Origin of the sequence: Gordonia sp. SGD-V-85 (genome assembly GCF_001456905.1) — a bacterium.
Classification (GTDB): domain Bacteria; phylum Actinomycetota; class Actinomycetes; order Mycobacteriales; family Mycobacteriaceae; genus Gordonia; species Gordonia hongkongensis.
On the sequence record NZ_LNQO01000011.1, the window covers coordinates 111,679 to 132,238 of the forward strand.

The 20,560-nt window shown below is 69.0% G+C and carries 21 protein-coding genes; 7 read left to right on the forward strand and 14 right to left on the reverse strand.

The window, feature by feature from the left end; translation table 11 throughout:
* Positions 1–2: 2 nt before the first annotated feature.
* From AS181_RS14560 to AS181_RS14575, 4 genes are all read right to left on the reverse strand, one after another.
* Positions 3–1,019 carry a phosphotransferase family protein gene (locus AS181_RS14560; RefSeq protein ID WP_058252278.1) on the reverse strand — a complete coding sequence of 339 codons (1,017 nt, stop codon included), beginning with the start codon at positions 1,017–1,019 and terminating at the stop codon, positions 3–5.
* On the reverse strand, positions 1,016–2,248 hold the full coding sequence (locus tag AS181_RS14565) for an acyl-CoA dehydrogenase family protein (RefSeq protein ID WP_058252279.1): 1,233 nt from the start codon (positions 2,246–2,248) through the stop codon (positions 1,016–1,018). The genes AS181_RS14560 and AS181_RS14565 overlap by 4 nt, the downstream gene beginning before the upstream one ends.
* A gap of 133 nt (positions 2,249–2,381) precedes the next feature.
* Positions 2,382–3,029: a TetR/AcrR family transcriptional regulator gene (locus AS181_RS14570; protein ID WP_171011686.1), complete on the reverse strand. Its 648-nt coding sequence runs from the start codon at positions 3,027–3,029 to the stop codon at positions 2,382–2,384.
* Between the two features lie 28 nt (positions 3,030–3,057).
* Positions 3,058–3,759, reverse strand: a complete 702-nt coding sequence (locus AS181_RS14575) for a TetR/AcrR family transcriptional regulator (protein WP_058252281.1) — start codon at positions 3,757–3,759, stop codon at positions 3,058–3,060.
* Positions 3,760–3,845: 86 nt separating this feature from the next.
* On the opposite strand from AS181_RS14575, the gene AS181_RS14580 reads away from it, so the two are divergent.
* Entirely contained in the window at positions 3,846–4,799 is a 954-nt protein-coding gene (locus tag AS181_RS14580) for an oxygenase MpaB family protein (RefSeq protein WP_058252282.1), read from the forward strand.
* An 81-nt stretch (positions 4,800–4,880) separates the two neighbouring features.
* On the opposite strand, the gene AS181_RS14585 is transcribed toward AS181_RS14580, so the two are convergent.
* Both AS181_RS14585 and AS181_RS14590 read right to left on the reverse strand, forming a co-directional pair.
* The gene (locus tag AS181_RS14585; protein ID WP_058252283.1) at positions 4,881–6,161 is read right to left on the reverse strand and encodes an alpha-hydroxy-acid oxidizing protein; all 1,281 of its coding nucleotides are present in this window, start codon (positions 6,159–6,161) and stop codon (positions 4,881–4,883) included.
* Between the two features lie 59 nt (positions 6,162–6,220).
* Complete coding sequence (locus tag AS181_RS14590; protein WP_171011687.1) at positions 6,221–6,514, reverse strand: hypothetical protein; 294 nt, start codon at positions 6,512–6,514, stop codon at positions 6,221–6,223.
* Between the two features lie 115 nt (positions 6,515–6,629).
* Here AS181_RS14590 and AS181_RS14595 point away from each other — a divergent pair, with 115 nt between their 5' ends.
* From AS181_RS14595 to AS181_RS14620, 6 genes are all read left to right on the forward strand, one after another.
* Positions 6,630–8,648, forward strand: a complete 2,019-nt coding sequence (locus AS181_RS14595; RefSeq protein ID WP_058252284.1) for an ArnT family glycosyltransferase — start codon at positions 6,630–6,632, stop codon at positions 8,646–8,648.
* Positions 8,649–8,865: 217 nt separating this feature from the next.
* Positions 8,866–10,008 (forward strand): polyprenyl synthetase family protein, encoded by a 1,143-nt coding sequence (locus tag AS181_RS14600; RefSeq protein WP_058252285.1) that lies wholly within the window; start codon positions 8,866–8,868, stop codon positions 10,006–10,008.
* Positions 10,005–10,721 carry a hypothetical protein gene (locus AS181_RS14605; protein WP_058252325.1) on the forward strand — a complete coding sequence of 239 codons (717 nt, stop codon included), beginning with the start codon at positions 10,005–10,007 and terminating at the stop codon, positions 10,719–10,721. The genes AS181_RS14600 and AS181_RS14605 overlap by 4 nt, the downstream gene beginning before the upstream one ends.
* Complete coding sequence (locus AS181_RS14610) at positions 10,718–11,599, forward strand: carotenoid biosynthesis protein (protein WP_058252286.1); 882 nt, start codon at positions 10,718–10,720, stop codon at positions 11,597–11,599. The genes AS181_RS14605 and AS181_RS14610 overlap by 4 nt, the downstream gene beginning before the upstream one ends.
* A complete protein-coding gene (locus tag AS181_RS14615; protein ID WP_058252287.1) occupies positions 11,586–12,719 on the forward strand; it encodes a glycosyltransferase in 1,134 nt (377 codons plus the stop codon). The genes AS181_RS14610 and AS181_RS14615 overlap by 14 nt, the downstream gene beginning before the upstream one ends.
* Positions 12,716–14,212 (forward strand): phytoene desaturase family protein, encoded by a 1,497-nt coding sequence (locus AS181_RS14620; protein ID WP_058252288.1) that lies wholly within the window; start codon positions 12,716–12,718, stop codon positions 14,210–14,212. The genes AS181_RS14615 and AS181_RS14620 overlap by 4 nt, the downstream gene beginning before the upstream one ends.
* A 26-nt stretch (positions 14,213–14,238) precedes the next feature.
* On the opposite strand, the gene AS181_RS14625 is transcribed toward AS181_RS14620, so the two are convergent.
* The 8 genes from AS181_RS14625 to AS181_RS14655 all read right to left on the reverse strand — a co-directional run bounded on the left by AS181_RS14625 (position 14,239) and on the right by AS181_RS14655 (position 20,531).
* The gene (locus AS181_RS14625; protein ID WP_231742446.1) at positions 14,239–14,541 is read right to left on the reverse strand and encodes a hypothetical protein; all 303 of its coding nucleotides are present in this window, start codon (positions 14,539–14,541) and stop codon (positions 14,239–14,241) included.
* Positions 14,542–14,598: 57 nt separating this feature from the next.
* The gene (locus tag AS181_RS24955; protein ID WP_156422435.1) at positions 14,599–14,766 is read right to left on the reverse strand and encodes a hypothetical protein; all 168 of its coding nucleotides are present in this window, start codon (positions 14,764–14,766) and stop codon (positions 14,599–14,601) included.
* Positions 14,767–14,853: 87 nt separating this feature from the next.
* Positions 14,854–16,458 carry a phytoene desaturase family protein gene (crtI, locus tag AS181_RS14630; RefSeq protein ID WP_058252289.1) on the reverse strand — a complete coding sequence of 535 codons (1,605 nt, stop codon included), beginning with the start codon at positions 16,456–16,458 and terminating at the stop codon, positions 14,854–14,856.
* A complete protein-coding gene (locus AS181_RS14635; protein ID WP_058252290.1) occupies positions 16,455–17,393 on the reverse strand; it encodes a phytoene/squalene synthase family protein in 939 nt (312 codons plus the stop codon). Before AS181_RS14635 ends, crtI begins: the two co-directional genes overlap by 4 nt.
* Positions 17,394–17,437: 44 nt before the next feature.
* Positions 17,438–18,007: an isopentenyl-diphosphate Delta-isomerase gene (gene idi / locus AS181_RS14640; protein WP_058252326.1), complete on the reverse strand. Its 570-nt coding sequence runs from the start codon at positions 18,005–18,007 to the stop codon at positions 17,438–17,440.
* 98 nt (positions 18,008–18,105) lie between these two features.
* Positions 18,106–18,849: a CDP-alcohol phosphatidyltransferase family protein gene (locus tag AS181_RS14645; protein WP_058252291.1), complete on the reverse strand. Its 744-nt coding sequence runs from the start codon at positions 18,847–18,849 to the stop codon at positions 18,106–18,108.
* Positions 18,833–19,699 (reverse strand): YhjD/YihY/BrkB family envelope integrity protein, encoded by an 867-nt coding sequence (locus AS181_RS14650; protein WP_058252292.1) that lies wholly within the window; start codon positions 19,697–19,699, stop codon positions 18,833–18,835. Before AS181_RS14650 ends, AS181_RS14645 begins: the two co-directional genes overlap by 17 nt.
* A 208-nt stretch (positions 19,700–19,907) precedes the next feature.
* Positions 19,908–20,531, reverse strand: a complete 624-nt coding sequence (locus AS181_RS14655) for a LysE/ArgO family amino acid transporter (protein WP_058252293.1) — start codon at positions 20,529–20,531, stop codon at positions 19,908–19,910.
* Positions 20,532–20,560 lie beyond the last annotated feature (29 nt).

Sequence of the window (20,560 nt, forward strand, 5' to 3'; positions counted from 1 at the left end):
GATCAGCTGATGTGGCCTAGGCCGTCGGCGATGAACGCCGCCGTCGCCTCGGCAGCCTTTTCGGCGCCGTCGCCCGACGACGCCCCCGAGAGTGCGCGGTAGGTGATCCCCTCGGCGATCACGCCGAGCTTCAGGTTCGCCAACCCCAGGTAGAAGTCCCAGTCACCCAGGTCGACACCCGTTGCGGTCGAATACTTCTGAGCGATCTCGTCGACCGACGCATAACGGTCACTGGTCCAGGCCGCGGAGAAGCCGAGAACCTGGTCGAAGGCGCCGGTGCGGTAGACGCACATCAGCGCGACATCGGTGAGCGGATCTCCGAGGGTCGACATCTCCCAGTCGACGACCGCCGCGATCCGGGCCGGGTCGTCGGCGTCGATGATCGTGTTGTCGACCCGGAAGTCACCGTGCACCACCGACTCTCGCGCCTGCTTCGGAACTCGCGCGGCGAGCGCGTCGACGAGACGCTCGACGTCGGGGAGTTCACGCGTCTTCACGTGCCCCCACTGCCGCGCCCACAGTTTCACCTGGCGGGCGGCGAAACCCGCGGGCCGACCGAACTCGCCAAGCCCGACCTCGCGATAGTCCACCGCGTGCAGGTCGGCCAACGTCTGCACCAAGGCGTCGAGATTGCGGGCGACCTCGTCGTCTGAGTAGGCGTCGAGGTCTTCCGCGGTCCGGACGACGCGGCCGTCCACGAACTCCACCACGGTGCACGGCGCACCAATGACCGAGCCGTCGGCGTCGAAAGCGACGGTCCGCGCAACCGGGACCGACGTCGACTGCAGCGCACTGGTGACCGCCCATTCACGGCCCATGTCGTGAGCCGACGGCGTCAGTCCGCCGGTCGGCGGTCGGCGCGCCACCCACGTGGTCACGCCGTCGGTGACCGTGTAGGTGAGATTGGACTTGCCGCCGCTGATGAGGTCGATGGTCAGCTCACCTGCGGGCTCGACTCCGTTGTCGATCAGCAACCGGCGCAGGCGATCCTGGTCGAGTGCTGCGTCCGTGGCGGTCATCGGGCACCCGCCGATGCCTTCGCCTCGAGCGCCTGCTGGGCCTTCTTCGCACGCCCGACGGCGCGACGGGCGATCGCCCACCGGTGGACCTCGGACGGGCCGTCGTAGATGCGGAACGGCCGGAGTTCCTGCGACAGGCGGGCCAGCGGGAGGTCGGCGGACACACCGAGCCCGCCACACATCTGGATGCTGCGATCGGCGATCCGCGAATACGCCTCGGCAGCAAAGGTCTTCGCGATCGATGTCTCGTCCGACGCGTGGTTGCCCAGATCGAGCTCGTGGCAGGCCTTCAGCAGCAACGCGCGAGTCGCGGCGAGGTCGATCTCGTTGTCGGCGACGAGTTGTTGGATCATGCCCAGATCTCCGAGGCGGCCACCGAATCCCTCACGGCGTGAGACATAGTCGACGGCGACGTCCTGGCAGCGCTTCGCCGAGCCGAGCCAGCGCATCACGTGGGTCATCCGAGCCGGCCCGAGCCGGACCTGGGCGTAGCGATAACCCTCGTTCACCTCGCCGAGGATGTCCTCGTCGGGAACGAAGAGGTCGGTGAAGGTCACCTCGCAGTGACCGCCGATCATCGCCTTGTCGATCGTGTTGATGTGGCGCCCGACAGTCAACCCGGGCGCATCGGCGGGCGCGAGGAACATGGTGGCCCCGCCGCGGTCACCGGGCGCACCCGAGGTCCGCGCCATGATGATGAAGAAGCCCGCACCGTCGGCGCCGGTGATGAAGTGCTTGTCGCCGTTGATCTTCCAGCCGCCGTCCACACGGACGGCCTCCGTGCGCAGCGCGTTGGGATCCGAACCGGCGCCCGGAGCCGGTTCGGTCATCGCGAACGCCGAACGGACATCTCCGGCGGCCAGCGGGGCGAGGTACTTCTGCCGCTGATCCTCGCTCGCGATGTGCGCGAGCATGTGCACATTGCCCTCGTCTGGCGCGCCGATGTGCAGCGCGATCGGACCGAACGTGGAATACCCGGCCGCCTCGAACACCGGCGCGCGGTCGCACATGTTGAGACCGAGTCCGCCGTACTCGACCGGGGCATGCGGGCCGAAGACCCCTGCCTCCTTGGCCTTGGCGTTCATCTCGCGACGGATGTCGTCACCACCGGCCGCCGTGATGTCACCGGCCGCCTCGTCCTCGATGGGCAGGACGTAATCGCGGACGAAGGCCTCGGTCTTCGCGACGACGTCGAGCACGTCGTCGTCGTGCCGCAGGTCTATGGGCATGGTGACTCCTTAACGCATGAGCAGGGTGGGGATCCCCGAACACCGACCGATCGATCGCTCGGCGTTGCATACCTTGCCAGGCGATACCCGCCGGGTCAAGCGGCCCAGCAGACGGCGCCCTGCGCGACGGCCGTCAGGGTGTGCGATACCCGACCAGCGCGCGGGCCATCTGGAGATTGCGCGCGATGAGTTCGTCCGGACCCAGCAGACCGTCGAGCTTGAACCAGGTGGACACCCCGACGCACATGGTGGCCACGGCACGCGCCGCATCTTTCGGGTACTCGGTGGTGAACTCACCCGTTTCGACGCCCGCGAAGACGATCACGTCGACCATCCGCTGCTGGCGGTCCCGGTGTCCGATGTAGGTGGGCCGGTAGTTGTCGTCGAGGCTGCGGATCTCGGTGGAACCGACGAACGCCTGCTCGCGGCGATACATGTGGAACCGCAGAAGCGACTCGACGACGGCGTCGAACTGCCGAATCGGCTCGGGACCTGCCTCGACGATCGCGGCCTCCGAGCGTGCCAGGAGGTCGGTCATCGTGCGTTCGAGGAGCCCCTGCAGCAACGACTGCTTCGACGGGTAGTGGTGATAGAGCCCTGGCACCGACAAATTGGCCCGCGCGGCGATCTCCCGGACCGAGGTCCCGTGGTAGCCCTGTTCGGCGAACGCCGCCAGCGCCGCCGCCAACGGGACCGGCAGTTCGGGCTCGCCGTAATCCCGCCAGCCGCCCAGTGGCCGCGTCGCCGGACGGATGTCTGCTTCGCCGGTTCCGCCACTCATGCCATCAAACATATCCCGACATGCGGACCTACTCCGCATCGCCGGTGCGACGCGAGAGACTCTTCTCGAGCATCTCGGCGGGTGAGACGAGCAGCGCGATGCTCAGATCCACCACGTCGGCCTTGCCGAGTTCGACCTCACCCTCGAGCCACGCCGCGAGCAACCGGCTGAGTCCGCCGACCTGGTAGTGCGCAACGCCGACCGCTGCCGCCGGCCCGACGTGGACGTCGAGAATGGCCGACGTGCTCTGCAGGGTGAGGCCGGCGAACAACGTCGTCGACTCCATGCGCTTGGCCGCGATGACCGGACTCAGAAGCGCCTGCGAGAACAGCAGCCTGCCTTTGCGGCGGTCCGCGTCGATGACGTCGACGATCGCCGACACCGCACCGGCGACCTTCGCACGCATGCTGGCCCCCTCGGAGAAGGCTGCCAGACTGGCTTGCGCGATCTCTTCGATGACCTCGTCGTACATGACGCCGACCAGCTGATCGACGGATTCGAAGCTCTCGTAGAAGTACCGGGCGGTGAGTCCGGCCTGCCGGCACACGCCGCGCACGGTCACCGCGCCCACGTCATCGGCGCCGAGCAGATCCAGTCCTGCATCGATGAGGGCGGATCGACGCCGCGCGACCCGGGTGTCGCCGCCCTCGCCGCCATAGGCCCGAAGCGTGCCGGCCGCGTCGGAGTCCGCACCGGAACGGCTGTCCGGGGTCGATGGTGCTCGTCCCATGATTCCTATCTTGACACCCCGGTAAGTTAGGTGTGTCATAAAACGGGAAACAGACGTTTCCAGAATTCGAGCAGGAGGGGTGTTCGATGGCAACGGAGCCTATCACCAGTGGAAGTTCGGCACTGTCAGCACAACCGGTGACGGATGTGACCGCCGAAGTGCAGGAGTTTCTCACCGCGGAGCGCCCCGACACCGAGTTCCTCCCCTCCTCCGCCCGTATGTCCCGCGCAGAGCTCGATGCACTCCCCACCAGCGACCTCGACCCGCTCGGCATCGGTGTGATCGCGGGCGCGGCGAACGTGATCATGCAGCTCAGCCTCCCCGCGGTCGGTTACGGCGTGTACGAGAGCCGCGTCGACTCGGGAAACCTGTTCAAGCATCCGATGAAGCGCGGCCGCACCACGTTGAGCTACCTCGCCGTCGCCGGACTCGGTAGCGCCAAAGACCGGAAGGCCTACCGCAAGGCCATCGGCAAGGCCCATGCGCAGGTCCGTTCGACCGCCAACAGCCCGGTGAAGTACAACGCCTTTGATCCGAAGCTGCAGTTGTGGGTCGCCGCGTGTCTGTACCGAGGCACCGAGGACGTCCATCGCATCTTCGGCGGGGTCACCGAGGTGACCGACGAGCGCTATCAGGCCGGCGCCGTTCTGGGCACGACGCTGCAGGTCCCCCGCGAGATGTGGCCCGCCACCCGCGAGGACTTCGAGACCTACTGGAACGACACGGTCGAGACGCTCGAGATCGACGACACCATCCGCGAGTACCTGATGTCGATCGCGCGCGCCGAGTTCCTCGGCCCGGTGATCTCGCGGCTCTTCGGCTGGCATTTCGAGATCATGGCCATCGGCTTCCTGCCGGAGAACTTCCGCCGCAAGATGCGCGTCCAGCTCTCGCCGTGGCAGGAGCTGTACTTCGACAAGCACAACGCGGTCCTGCGCGCGATCATCACGCGGGCCCCGCGGTGGGTGCGCGGCTTTCCGTTCAACGTCCTGCTCGCCGACGTCCGGTGGCGCATGCGCACCGGGCGGCCGCTGGTCTGACCCTTCGCGACGCACCCTCCGCAAGCTTCGGGCGCTGCTCAGGGAGCAGTGGGTCTCTCTCTCGAACAGACGCCAGACGGCCTACATCCGGCGCAGCGCCTCGCGGTCGAGGTCGGCGACGTCGGTGTGCCCGGACAGTCCGAGGGTGAGGTCGAGTTCGGCGATGATGTCGGCGACCGCGTCGCGGGCACCGTCGGCTCCCGCGAGCGCCAGGCCGTACATGTGCGGTCGTCCGATGCAGGCGGCGTCGGCCCCGAGGGCGAGCGCCTTGAACACGTCGGAACCGGTGTAGATCCCGGAGTCGACGAGGACCTTGATGCGACCGTCGACGACCGGCGCGATGGCGTCGAGGGCGTCGATCGTGCTGATCGCGCCGTCGACCTGCCGACCGCCGTGGTTGGAGACGATGATGCCGTCCACCCCGGCGTCCACGGCACGACGCGCATCGTCGGGGTGCAGCACGCCCTTCAGCACGATCGGAAGAGCGGTGCGGGCGCGCAGGCCGGCAAGATCGTCCCAGTTCAGCGACGGTCGCGAGTAGATGTCGAGGAAGGTCTGCACCGCGGCACGCGGTTGCGGCGACCGCAGGTTCTGCAGGAACCGGCCCGGGGCGTTGCGGGTGATGGAGAAGAGGGTGGCGATCGCGCCGAGGGAGATCTCCGGACGTTCGTCAGCAGCGCCACGTAGCCGTTCGGCGACGATGTCGACGAACCTGCGGTCGGACGTGTACTGGGCGATGCCCTCACCCTGCGCGAACGGCAGCGAACCCAGGTTCAGGTCCTGCGGCCGCCACCCGAGCATCGTCGTGTCCAGGGTGACGACGACGGCCTCGGCGCGGATGGCCGCCGCGCGCTCCAGGAGGCTGTCGACGAGGTCGTCGTCGGTGGACCAGTACAGCTGGAACCAGCGCGGCGCCCCGGCGCTCGTGTCGTCCATCGCGGCCGCGACGTCCTCCATCGAGACGCTCGCCTGATTCGACAAGATGTAGGGGACACCGAGTTCCGCGGCCGCACGCCCGATGAGGGCGTCGGCGTCGGGCGCGGCGAGCGAACCGGCGCCGACCGGCGCGAACAGCACCGGCGCCGTGATGCGGCGACCGAACAATTCGACCTCGAGGTTGCGCTGCGAGACATCCCGCAGGATGCGCGGCACGATCGCCCAGCGGTCGAGTGCCGCGCGGTTGGCGGCCATGGTGCGTCCCTCACCGGCACCACCGCCGATGTACGCCCACGCACGCGCCGACATCGCACGTCTCGCACGTCGCTCGAGCTCGGCGAAATCCGTTGGTACACGCGGCTTTCGCCGGTGCACCCCGGCGGTGTAGATGTCGTTCTGCCGTGCACGCCCATATCCCGCGGTCATGGGTGGTGATGGTAGTGCCGCCATCGGGGCGTCCGGCCGGTATTGCCGGGGCGCGCCGCTCAGCGTGTGGCGACGGCAGTGGCGCCCGCCGCGGCGACGGTCACGGCCGCGACCGACGGCCACGCGCCGATCTTCTTCGCCAGCGGGTGCGAGCCGCCGAACGCCGCCAGGTAACCGGCCAGCAGACCGCCCGCGACCGCGGGGCCCTTCGTCGACGCCCACCGGCGAGTGCACCAGGCGCCGGCTGCGCCGAGCACCACACCACCGAGTTCGCGTCGCCCGCTGTAGCGCGCGACCGCGAAACCACCGACGAGACCGACTGCCACCACGGGCACCGTTGCATCCACAGCCATGCGACTCAGGCTACGTCTGGGTTCCCGAAACCGTTCACAGCCACCTGCCAGCCGATCTCCAGGCTGACGGTGGCGGAGGCGTCGACTCTGGACAGGAATCATCTGAGGAGGACCCATGACCGCAGTACTGGACAAACCACCGGCGCCGTCGCCGTCCGATCCCGCCGCCCCGGCGCACCGACGACGCGTCGCCGCCCGGCCATGGTGGGGACGGCTCGGCCTCGTCGGACTCCTGGCCGTCACCGCGGTGCTCTACCTGTGGAACCTGTCCGCAAGCGGGTACGCCAACACCTTCTACGCCGCTGCGGCGCAGGCCGGATCACAGAGTTGGAAGGCCTGGTTCTTCGGTGCACTCGACGCATCGAACTTCATCACCGTCGACAAGCCGCCGGCCTCACTGTGGGTGAGCGGACTCAGCGTCCGCATCTTCGGGATGAACTCGTGGGCCGTTCTGGCGCCCCAGGCGCTGATGGGCGTGGCCGCGGTCGGGCTCCTGTACGCGACGATGCGTCGGACGATCCGCGACCCCCAACTGGGTGCCGCGGCCGGCCTGATCGCCGGCGCCGTGCTGGCCTTCACCCCGGCGGCCGCGTTGATGTTCCGTTTCAACAACCCGGACGCACTGCTGGTGTTGCTGATGGTCGCCGCGGCGTACGCGCTGACCCGGGCTGTCGCCACCAACTCGGGTCGGTGGCTCGCCCTGGTCGGCGTCGCCCTGGGATTCGCCTTTCTCACCAAGATGCTGCAGGGCCTGCTGATCCTGCCGTTCTTCGGGCTCGCCTACCTGCTGTTCGCGAAGACCGGGTGGCGCAAACGAATCGCCCACCTCATCGGTGCGACCGCCGCATTGCTCGTCTCCGCGTTGTGGTTCCCGATGGTCACGATGCTCGTGCCGGAATCGGCACGTCCTTATATCGGTGGTTCGACGGACAACACGTTCATGGACCTCGTCCTCGGCTACAACGGCGTCGGCCGCATCAGTGGTGCCTCCGGCGGCGGCGGAGGAGGCGGCGGTCAGGCCGGCGGGTCCTTCGGCGGGTCCACCGGGCTGGACCGACTCTTCGGTTCCGAGATGGGCAACGAGATCTCCTGGTTGCTTCCGACCGCACTCATCGCGCTGTTCTTCGCCGGCTACCTGGTGGTGTGCAGCTTCCCGGTCTTCCGCTTCGAACACCGTCTGGCACGCACGGAATCCGCAGCCGTGCTCTCGTGGGGCGGCTGGCTGCTGGTCACCGGCATGATCTTCTCCTTCATGAGCGGGACGATCCACCCGTACTACACGGTGGCACTGGCGCCGGCGATCGGCGCAGTCATCGGACTCGGCGGCGTGCTCGCTTGGCGTCGACGCAACCGCTGGGCGGCCAGGATCGCCCTGGCGGCGATGGTCGGTGCAGCCGCGGCGTGGTCGATTGTCCTGTTGAACCGCAACGACTTCGGCCCGACCTGGTGTCGTTGGCTGATCGGCGTGGTCGCCTCGATCTCGGTGGTGGCCCTCCTCATCGGTGCTGCACGCGGGTGGCGACGTGCGGTTGCCGCGGCACTCATCGCGGGTTCGCTCGCCGGATTCGGCGGGACGGCAGCGTTCTCGATCGCAACCGCGGCGACCCCCCACAACGGCTCGATCCCGACCGCGGTGTCGACCTCGATCGATGGCGGCGGAATGGGCGGCCCCGGCGGTGGCATGGGCAGTGGCCCCGGGGGTCGGGCGGACGGCGGACAGCCCGGTGCCCAGCCGGCCGGCGCCCGCCCGGGCCAACAGGGAAACCCGCCCTCCGCCATGCAGGGCGGCAGCGGAATGACGGGCGGCCCGGGTGGCGACACCGCGTCGAACGCCGAACTCGTTGCCGCGCTGAGGGCAACCACGACAACGTGGGCGGCCGCGACCAACGGGTCGCAATCCGCCGCCGAGATCGAGATCGCCACTGGCACCTCCGTCATGGCGATCGGTGGATGGAGCGGGGACCCGGCCCCCACGCTCGAGCAGTTCATCGCCTACGTCAAGGACGGCAAGATCGCCTATTACCTCGGCAACGACGGCGGCGGTCCGGGCGGCAACTCGGAGATCGCCGAGTGGGTCGCCGCCAACTACACGGCCACAACCATCGGAGGAACGACGGTCTACCAGCTCTTCTGACGTCTCGACACGGTCCTGCCCGTTCCCGACCTTCGGGGGCGGGCAGGACACATGGGCAACCGATCGACGGTGGTTCGGCGTTTCCTGTGCGGCAAACCCCAGGCGCGACGCCGCGGCGTGGCCGACGCCCACATGTCGCCGTCACCCATCCGCTCGCAATCGCGGCTCCGAAGACGGGGTAACCGACCGCTCCCCCGGACTTTCGAAGGGCTCCGTCATGACACCGACCGCCGAGATGACCGACTCGTCGGCGCCGCCTGCACAGTCGGCATCCCCGGCTCCCGATCTGCACCCGATCACCGCCTCGACGACGGATCTCGAACTCGTCGAAGAGGTGCTGGCGGCGCACTTTCGTCGCCACGCCACCACCTTGCAGCAGGTCGGCGGGGAATTGACGCCGGCGATCGATGTCCTCTCGGCGCGGATCGGCGGAGGTAAACGCCTGCGCGCGTCGTTCTGCCTCTGGGGCGCCCGAGGCGCCGCCGGTGGTCGGAGCGTCGCGGGCATCGTCGAGATGGCGGCCGCCATCGAACTGTTCCATCTCGCCGCCCTCGTGCACGACGACGTGATGGACGACAGCGACGTCCGGCGCGGCCTGCCCACCGTGCATCGGCACTTCGCCGACGATCATCTGTGCGGCCGACGCCGTGGGGACGCCGAGCGCCATGGCACCGCCGTCGCGATCCTCGTCGGCGACATGTGCCTGTCCTGGTCCGACGACCTCGCCGCTGCCGCGGTGGACGACGTGTCCGCGGACATCCGACGCGCGGTCCGCGACACCTGGTCGGTGATGCGCGACGAGGCCTACGCGGGCCAGTACCTGGACATGCTGAGTCAGACCGAGGACACCACCGACGCCGATCGCACGGCACGGGTCCTGCGCTACAAGAGTGCGCGGTACACGATCGGTCAGCCGCTGCGTCTGGGCGGCACGCTCGCGGGTGCCCCGTCGGCGCTTCTCGAGGCATACGATCGGATCGGCATCACCGCCGGCGAGGCCTTCCAGCTCCGCGACGACATCCTGGGCGTCTTCGGCGACGAGAAGGTCACCGGCAAACCCGCCATCGACGACCTACGGGAAGGCAAGCGCACGATGCTCATCGCGGCGGCCGAGGAATCGGCGGGACGGATGGAGCGCCGCGTGCTCGCCGACGGTCTTGGCAATCCGGACCTCGACGCCGACGGTGCCGCGCGGATGCGTGAGGTCCTGTACTCCACCGGCGCCGTCGAACGAGTGGAACAGCGTATCGCCGACCTGCACGCGGAAGCGCTCGGCATCGTCGACGCCGCTCCGATGGACCCGGCGAGCCGGCACGCACTGACCGCCCTCATCGAACGTTGCGTGTGGCGGCGCGCATGACCGCTCCCGCCGGGCCGACGGTCGAACTCCGCGTCTGGGGTGTCGACCGCGTGCTACCGGCGCTCGGCCGGATGTCGTCGGGTCGACGGGTGCTGCGCCGTACTCCCGGTCTGCGTTTCGCCAAACTGCTGGGCACCGGCACCGCACGCACGTTCACCCTCGAGAGCGCCGACCTGAGACACTGGGCCGCGTTGACGGTATGGCACGACGCCGACGCTGCTTCGGCCGCAAGCGATTCCGTCGTGTTCCGCCGATGGCGAGAGTCCAGCACGGAGGAACTCCGGATCACCATGCGACCACTCCGGTCGAAGGGCCGTTGGTCGCGCGTCGACCCGTTCGAGACGGTGCGATCGTCGACCGACCACGACGCGTCCGGACCGGATTGGGCGGGCCCGGTCGCCGCGTTGACCCGGGCACGCCTCCGGCCCACGAAGATGGCATCGTTCTGGCGTGCCGTCCCGCCGGTGGCGACCGAACTCGCCGGGGCACAGGGCAATCGATTGGCCCTCGGCGTCGGCGAACTCCCGCTCGGGGTGCAGGGCACGTTCTCGATCTGGAGTTCGGCGCAGGACCTCACCGGCTTCGCCTACCGCTCCCCCGCACATCTGTCGGCGGTTCGGCGGACCGCACCGTCGCGCTGGTATGCCGAGGAATTGTTCGCCCGTTTCGCCGTCACCGAGGTCGTCGGCACATATGAGGGGAGACCGGCGTGAGTCTCCTGGACGGCTCCACTTCGCACCGATCGGACCAATCGTCGCGATCGCGGCGTACCGACGGCACCGCGCCCTGGAACCGCGGCCTGGTCACCCTGGCGTGGATCCTGCTGGCGGCGACGATCGGCGTCCAGATCGCGTTTCCGCTGACCGGTGGCGGCACCCTGCCGCTGACCGTCGCGAGCGTGCTGCTCCTGGCGTCGGCCTCGCTCGTCCACGTTGCCGCAACCCGCGGCGCCGCCGCCGCGGTCGCCCTCGCGGTGGTGGCCGGTGGTGGCGGGCTGATCGCCGAATCCGTCGGTGTGAGCACCGGGTTCCCGTTCGGCACATACGAGTACACCGACGGGCTGGGACTGAAGGTCCTCGGCGTCCCGGTCCTGGTCCCGCTGGCCTGGATCATGATGTCGTGGCCCGCGCTGGTCGTGACCCGACGACTCGTCCGTGCGATGGGCATCGCCGGACGGTGGGTTGGGCCCGCCACCGCCGTCGTGGGTGCTTATGCACTCACGGCGTGGGATGTGTTCCTCGATCCGCAGATGGTCGACCAGGGCAACTGGGTGTGGCGGTACCCGACGCCGTCGCTGCCCGGGGTCGCCGACATCCCGCTGACGAATTTCGCGGGCTGGCTGCTGGTCTCGTTTCTCATCGTCGGCATGCTCGACCTCCTCATCCGCCGCGACGATCCCGACGCGACCGGGTCTTCCGGGATGGACGCCGTGCCCGTCACCGCGTACCTGTGGACCTACTTCTCCTCGGTGATGGCGCACGCGGTGTTCTTCGGCCGTCCGTCCGTCGCCCTCACAGGGGGTCTCCTCATGGGTGTCATCGCCATCCCGCTGCTCGTCGTCGAGATCAGGGGTCGCCGTGCGGGTGTCTGACCTGCTGCGGCCGCTGGTCGCGACGGGAACCGCTATGTCGCTGGCGTCGCTGGCCCTGACCCTCGACAACGCCCGCCGGGTCCGTCGGCCCGGTCTCGCCGACATCCCGGCGCCGGAACCACTGTCGGTTCTCATCCCGATGCGCGACGAGGCGCACAACGCCGAACGCTGCCTACTGGCCGTCCTCGAGGCGGCGGATCGCTGGCCAGGACCGGCCCGGATCCACGTGCTCGACGACGGCTCGGCGGATGGAACCGACGCCGTGCTCGCCCGCCTGGCCTCGATGGACGACCGGGTTCGTGTCCACCCCGGCTCGGCGCCTCCTCCCGGGTGGCTCGGAAAGACCTGGGCCTGCGCCCAACTCGCGGAGAAGGCGTTCCCCGGCGGGGTCCACGTCTTCCTCGACGCCGACGTCGTGGTCGAGCCCCACGCGTTCACCTCATCGTTCGCCTTGCTCCGCAACGCCGGACTCGATCTGGTGAGCCCGTACCCCCGGCAGGTCGCGGTCGGCGCGGGCGAGCGACTGGTGCAACCGCTGCTGCAGTGGTCCTGGCTGAGCACCCTGCCCCTCGGTCTCGCCGAGCGCTCACCGCGCGAATCTCTCACCGCCGCAAACGGTCAGTTCCTGGTCGTCGATGCCGCGATGTACCGTCGTGCCGGCGGTCACGAGGCGGTGCACGACGTGGTCCTCGAGGACATCGCCCTGTTGCGCGCCGTCAAGGCGGCCGGCGGTCGCGGCGTCGTGGCCGAGGGAAGCGACGTCGCCACCTGCCGTATGTACCGCGGCTGGGACGAGGTCCGCGCGGGTTACCGCAAGTCGCTGTGGTCGGCCTTCGGGTCTCCGGGCGGGACGCTGGGCGTCACCGGTCTGCTGTGCCTGATGTACGTACTCCCCGCGGCAGCAGCACTGTTCGGCTCCCGGACGGGTCTCGTCGGATACCTGGCCGGGGTGGCCTCACGGGTGGTGTCCGCACGCTGCACCGGCGGACGCGGATGGCCGGACGCCTTCGCCCATCCGCTCTCCATCCTCGTCTTCACCGGTCTCGCAGTCGATTCGACGCTGGCCCGACAGCGCGGCGACCTGCACTGGAAGGGACGCCCCATCGAGGTCCGTCGATGACGCGGGTCGTGGTGATCGGCGCGGGCGTCGGCGGACTCTCCGTCGCGATGCGCCTCGCCGCGACCGGTCACGATGTCACCGTTCTCGAGCAATTCGACGATGTCGGCGGCAAACTCGGGGTCATCGAGCACGACGGGTTCATCTTCGACACCGGGCCGTCGCTCGTCACGATGCCGCACGTCTTCGAAGAACTCTTCGACGCCACGGGCGCGTCGATCCACGACCACCTGACCCTCGAACGGCTCCCCGTCGCCGCGCGCTACCGCTTCCCGGACGGCACCGAACTGGACATGCCCGGAACGCTCGACGACATCCCCGCTGCCCTCGACGCCGCACTGGGGCGTGGGCGAGGCGCTCAGTGGTCATCGTTTCTGGAACGCGCACAACGTGTCTGGGACGTCACGCACGAACCCTTCCTGGAATCGCCGATGAGCATCCGCACGATGATCGGCGGGATCGCCACGCCGACGGATGTGCGGACCGTCGCGCCATGGAGAACGCTGCGTGGACTCGGCGAGGATTACCTCGACGACCCGCGCCTGCGGATGCTGCTGGACCGCTACGCGACCTACACCGGTTCCGACCCGCGCCGCGCGCCGGCGGCGCTCGCGTCCGTGCCGTGGTCCGAGCAGGCATTCGGATCATGGTATGTACGAGGCGGATTGGGCCGCATCGCCACCGCGATGCACGACCGTCTCATCGAACTCGGCGGGCGGGTCGAGCTCGGTGTCGAGGTCGACCGGATCTCCGTGGACCACACCGGTCGGGCCGATGGCGTGGTGCTGTCCGACGGAAGCCGGCGCCCAGCCGATCTGGTCGTCGCGAACGCCGACGCCCAGCAGGTCTACGACCGTCTCGTACCGCGTCGCGCCGCGCGTCGGCCCGCGGCGCTGCTGCGACGGACGACGCCGTCGCTGTCCGGGTTCGTCCTCCTCCTCGCCCTCGACCATCCGCCCGCTGCGCCGCACCACCAGGTGCTGTTCGCCGAGGACTACGACGAGGAGTTCGACGCGGTCTTCGGATTCCGCGGCTCACCGCGTCCGGTCGCTCGACCGACCGTGTACATCTCGGCTCCCGCCGATCCCGAGATCGTGCCCGCCCCGAGAACCGGCGCGTGGTTCGTGCTGGTGAACGCACCCCGCCACGACCCCGAGCACGGCGTCGACTGGGACGCCAAGGGCTTGGCGGACTCTTACGCCGACCAGATTCTCGAGGTGATGGCCGATCGTGGACTCGACGTGACCGGCCACGTGCGCCACCGTCTGATCGTCTCGCCCGCCGACCTCGAACGTCGGACCAGGACACCGGGCGGCTCCATCTACGGGTCGTCGTCGAATGGACCCCGCTCGGCGTTCCTCCGGCCGTCGAACACCTCCCCGGTGCCGGGCCTCTACCTCGTCGGCGGATCGTCGCATCCCGGCGGCGGTCTGCCGCTCGTGGTCATGTCGGCGAAGATCGTGGCGGAGCTGATCGGTCCGGCCGTGAGTCACTGACCGATGGGCCTTGCTCATCGGAGCCTTTAGCGCGGATCGATACGGAACACGGCGCATCGGCCCGCCGCGGCAGCAAAGGCTTCCGGGGTCACGTCGTCGACGACTCCCGCGTCCTTCATCATCTTCGGGCCGTCGGTGCCCGCCAGCTCCGGCCAGGCGCGTAGCACCGGAACGGCCTGATCGGCCGAGAGTTCGACGAGGCGGACATCGCTCATCTCCCCTCCCACCGACAGCTGGGCACGTCCCTCGGCCGCACGGACGTTGCGTGCCCAGTCCGCCCCGGGAAATCCCTCGAGCAGGTAGCGCTCGCCCGTACGGTGATCGAGCACCTGCCTCAACCATCGCCACGATGCGATCAGCGAGTCGTGGGACCTCGAAGCGTCAGATCAGACCCGGTCGCGATAGCTGTACGCATGTCCACCCAGCGACGCCGTCACGACCGCCACCGGAACACGGGAGGCCTGGAGGTTCCGGCGCTCTTCGGGGGTCAGGTGCTGACGAGACCACGTCCATCGCGGGCCGCGCCACCACGCATTCGTCCGTGCCTTCTCCATGTCACCGGTACCTTTCGCGCCGCTCGCTGTGAGCCCTGTCACGCGACCGTACCCGGATGATCTGCGTTCCAAACCTTCCGGCGCAGGTCAGCGTGTCGCGACCGGCATCGGCCCCACCGACCGGTCGCCGCGGAGCTTCTTCCGGATGAGTTCGGCGCTGATCAGGCACATCGGCAGGCCGATGCCGGGACGCGTGCTCGACCCGGCGTAGAAGAGGCCGTCGACCTTGCGTGACCGGTTCGTCGAGCGCAGAAACGCGCTCTGCCGCAGCGTGTGCGCCGGGCCGAGGGCTCCGCCGCACCACGAGTTGACCGAGTCGACGAAGTCCGCGGGGCCGATGGTGCGGCGGACGACGACACGATCGGCGAGGTCGGGAACACCTGCCCACTGTCCGATCATCGCAATGGCCCGGTCGGTCACCTTCTCGATGTCGGGGTCGCCGCCGCCGTCCACGCCGCCGCGGCCGAGACCCGGGTCGGGCGGGACGGGCACCAGGATGAAGAGGTTCTCCGAGTCCGACGGCGCGACCGACGGGTCGGTGGCCGACGGCTTGCACACATAGAGCGACGCCGGGTCCGGTACGCGCGTGGGACTCTCGAAGATGGCGTCGAAGTTGGTCTTCCAGTCCTCGGTGAAGAACAGGGAGTGATGCGCCAACTCGGGAATCTCACCGCGTACGCCGAGGAGTGCGAGCACCGCCCCCGGGCCGGAGGTGGCGCGGTCCCAGTACCGTTCGGGGAAGGTCTGGAGTTCCCGGGGCAGCAACCGAGTCTCGAGATGGTGCAGATCGGTGGCACCGATCACGATGTCCGCGACCAGTTCTCGCGGTGTGCCGTCGGCTCCTTCGACGCGGACGCCGGCCACCTCGGCGCGACGACGCGACGGCGTGGACCGCTTCCCAGCGCGTTCCCGCGTGAGGATGGCGGTCGCGGCCGTGCCGGTGGAGATGCGTACGCCCCGTTCCCGCGCAACCCGCTCCAGCGCGTCGACCAGGGTGGTGAAGCCGCCGTTGGGGTACCGCACACCGTCGGCGAGGTCGAGCCAGCTCATCAGGTGATACATCGCAGGGGTGCGCTCGGGCGAGGAACCGAGGAACACCGCCGGATACCCGAGGACCTGGCGGAGCCGGCGGTCGGTGAAGCGGGCCGCGATGTAGGACTGCAGCGAGGTCGTCAGCAGCGTGACAAGCGTTTTCGCGTGCCGCAACACCGGCAGGCCGAGGAAGGCACGTGGCGAGTCGAAGCTGGTGTACAGGAACCGTTCCACGGCAAGGTCATACGCTTGCCTGCCGGTGCGCAGATAGTCGTCGAGTGCGGCTCCCGCGCCGGGCTCGATCTCGTCGAAGAGCGCACGGTTCCGGTCCTGGTCACCGAACACGTCGATCGGCTTCTCGTCGGACCCGTTGTCGTCGAAGAACACTCGGTAACCGGGGTCGAGGCGGACGAGATCGAGCTGCTCGGCGGTCGACGTCCCGAGCATCTCGAAGAAATGGTCGAACACCTCCGGCATCAACCACCACGACGGACCGGTGTCGAAGCGGAACCCGTCGCGATCCCAGGTACCGGCCCGACCACCGAGGTCGTCGTTCTTCTCCACGAGTTCGACGTCGTGCCCGTCGTGGGCGAGGAGGGCGGCGGTGGCCAGGCCGGCGACTCCGCCACCGATGACGACGACGCGTCGGGACTCGCTCATACGTTGCTCTTCCTTCTGTTCAGACCGGCGGCGTCGGCACGTGCGGGTCGCGGCATACCGCGGCGGGCGACGGCGGCCGCCGCGATCTTCGCCTTCCCGGCGTTCGGGACGCGGACGCGGGTACGGCGGGCCTCGGTGGCCGACGACTCGCGAAGGCGGGCCGTCAGCTCGGCGAACAGGTCGTGCGCGGTGCACACCGCGACGCGGCTGCTCGCCGGCAGGTGCGGGATGGCGGCCGCAGCGGCGGTCAGGTCGAGGTCGATGTCGTCCAGCCAGAGCGACCAGGCGGAGTCCGCCGGATCGTCGGGATCGAGGCCGACCAGGTAGCGCCGCCCCAGCCCGTCGCTGTCCTCGCCGAAGTCGCGGAGGAAGTTGATCTTCTGGAAGGCCGCGCCCAGCCGTTGGGCGCCGGGTGCGAGGTGGTCGTACTGGGCGGCGGATTTCGGCTCGTCGGCGAGGAACGCCCGCAGGCACATCAGACCGACCACCTCGGCCGAGCCGTAGATGTAGGTGGCCAGCGACTCGAAGTCGTGCTGGACCTGGGTCAGATCGCTGCGCATCGAGTCGAAGAACGGGCCGACCAGATCAAGATCGATGCCGACCCGGCGGGCGGTCTGCGCGAAGGCGTGGACGACGAGGTTGCTGCTCGACCCGGTGACGAGCGCGACGCTGGTCTGCTCCTCGAGCTGGTCGAGTTCATTGCTGCGGTCGACGAGCCCCTGCTCCGGGCGCGGGGCGTCGACGATCTCGTCGGCCACCCGCACGAGCGCGTAGATGTTCTGGACGTCGCGCCGAATCCGCGGCGTGAGCAGACGCGAAGCGAGTCCGAACGAACTCGAGTACGACCTGATCACCATCGCCGCACAGGCTTCCGCGACCTCGTCGTATCGCCGGTGCGGTGGGATCACCTGAGTGTGACCGGGAATGTGCATCATCCGACCGCTCCTCGACCTGGTGACTGAACGCCAATTGCCTGACGTCATGAATTCGACGCCCGGGACATCACCGGATGGGTGTCGTAGACCGAACCGGGGTCGTCGGTCGGCAGCTGCCGCACCTGCTCGACGAACCACGGACTGACCGCCCACGGGGTGTTCGCGACGAGCGACCACACGTCGGCGACGTCGGCCCAGGCGTGCTCGGCGACCTCATCGGGATCCGGTCGAAGTGTTCCCAGCGGACGTGCGACGAACACCGGGCAGATCTCGTTCTCCACGATGCCGCTCGCGTCGACCGCCCGGTACCGGAAGTCCGGCAGGATGCAGCGGACATCGGCCACCTCGATACCGAGCTCGCGCCGGGCATACCGGTGCACGGCGTCGACGACGTCCTCGCCGGGGCGCGGATGACCGCAGAACGAGTTGGTCCACACCCCGGGCCAGCTGCGCTTGGACAACGCCCGGCGTGTCATGAGGATGCGGCCGTCGACGACGAGATGGCACGAAAAGGCGAAGTGCAGCGGGGTGTCCGGTCCGTGCACCCCCTCGCGGTCGGCGGTGCCGCACGGGCGGCCGTCGGCGTCGGCGAGAACCACCGAGTCGTTCGTCATCGACATTTCCTCATCGCATCGAGATCGGGCGAGCTGCTCTTCGCACCATTGTTCGTCACCGGAGCGCGAACCGGATGGGAGCCGCCCGCGACGAGAACTCATCCGAGCCGTCGGGTCTGCCTCCGCACCGCGATCCCCAACTGGACCGTCCCGATCAACGCCAGTGCCGCGCCGATTGCCGCGATGAATAGAGCCAGGCCGGACGCGACGGCTGAGCTCAGTCCCGAGCACCACCACGAACCCGCACTCACAGTGGCGACGACCGCCAGTATCACCCGCGACGGCCGCTCCCACACGGTGACCGTCCCTGGCCCCTTCATGCCCACCGCCTGGGCCGTGGCGCGGGTGATCTCGAGGATGAGGGTGAGCACCGCGATCGTCGCGCCGAGCCATGGCGGTGCACCCACGACCACCACGATGCCGACGAGCATCACGTCCGAGAACCGGTCCGCCACCGAGTCGTTGATACGCCCCCACCGCGAGGCCGTTCCGGTCTGGGCCGCGATGGCACCATCGATCCCGTCGAGGAGCGCCGCCAGGACGATGACGAGTGCGGCGAGCAGCGGCCACCAGTCGCCGAGAATGGTCAGGCACAGCGCGATCGCGGTGGCGATGACTCCGAGAGCTGTCACGGTGTTCGGCGTGAGGCCCAGTCGGGCCAACGGTCGCGCGCAGGCGTGGCTGACGAGCACCCAGTTCCGGACCCAGAAACTCGCGCGCGGATCGAGCCCTCCGTGGAGCTTCGACCACGAGTCGAGTGCCTCGTCCCGGGCGCTCGTCGTCCGCTCCGCACCCGACGCCGCCGTGAGGCTCCGGCCCGCTCGCTCAGGCTCCGCGGACACGTCCCCTCCTCTGCTTCTCGATCGCCTGCCCGAACGCCCATCCGATGATGACGATGACGTGCGCGACGTACAGCCACAAACCGACCGCGACCACCCCGCCGATCACCCGGAGACCCCCGTACGGGATCCCGACATCGATCGGCAGGGACAGGAACAGCAGGAAGCCCTGGGTGAATCCGGCGATGAACGACGCGGTGCCGAGAGCGCTGGCCGCCGCCACCCCGAGTGATGGCTCACCGGGCGTCACCTTCCAGTACACCCAGGTCAGGGCCACCGTGACCAGCATCCACACGACGATGAACTCGACCACGATCCGGACCACGAGGTCGCCGAAACCACCCGTTCCGCCTCCCTCGGGCGCAAACGTCGTGAGTGTGCCCGCGACGCCGACGACCACATACGCCAGTGGCGGCACGACGACCACCAATCCCAGCACCCAGATCCGAGACCGCCATCCCGTGAACCGGTCCTCGCGCGGATACAACGTCATACACGCGCGGCGAAGACCCTCGCCGTAGAACGACGCCGGGAACAGCAACACCAGTGCGCCCATCAGCGTCAGTCCGGTACCGACCGCGACGGCCTCGTCGAACACGCCACGGCCGCCCATGGCCGGTGGGATGAGGACGCGCAGCTCCGCCAGGGACTCCTCGGCGGACGGGCCGCGGAGCCAGGTCGTCGACCAGATCCCCAGCAGCGCCCACGGCACGACGGCGATCGCCGCGAAGTAGGTGAGGGTGGCAGCAGCCGCGGCGAGGTCGCCGCGGCCCAGTACATGGCGCACATCGGTCACCAACGCACGCACGTCGAACGTCGTCGTCTGCTCGCGGATCGTGGTGTCGCGAGTCACCGTCGGGGCCGATCGGCGCGGTGTCACCCCTCCGGGATACCCGAAACACCCCACTCGCGCCGCAGCAGTGTCCGATCTGAGTCCTCGGTGACTCCAGCGTGATCACACTGTCGCCTCCACCGCTGTCCTGCACCCGTCCGGCTGCCGGGGGAACCCGGGTGACGACACCGGTCACCGACGAGCGCCCCGCACATGCTCGGAATGCGTGTCAGATCGACGCGAACAGCGCGATCGCCATCCCCAGCATGATGACCGCGACCACCGCGTCGAGCATCTTCCACGCCCGCGGACTCGCGAAGAATCCGGACAGTCTCCGAGCTCCGCCGCCGAGCGCGGTGAACCAGAGGACACTCGCGATGCAGGCACCGAAGGCGAACGCCCACTTGCCGTTTCCGTGGCCGTTGGCGATGGCACCCATGGTGATGACCGTGTCGAGGTAGACGTGCGGGTTGAGCCAGGTCAGAGCCAGGGCCGTACCCACCGCCACCCAGCGGCCGGTGGACTCGGCCCCGATCTCGTCAGCGGCTGCGATGGCCTCGTCACTGCGCACACAGCGTCTGGCGGCCATGACGCCCAACGCCCCGACATACAGTCCGCCGGCCGCTTTCGCGAACGTCACCACCTCCGGGTGCGCGGCGACGAGCGCGCCGAGGCCGGCCACCCCTGCCACGATGAGTACGACGTCGGAGAGGGCGCAGACCGCCACGATCTGACCGGTGTGCCTGCGGGCGACGCCCTGACGCAGCACGAAAACGTTCTGGGGTCCGATGGCGATGATCAGACCGGCGCCGGTGAGAAGCCCGGCAAGTGTCGGTACGAGGTAGGCGGTCACCGGGACGACGCTAGGGCGACACGCCCCGG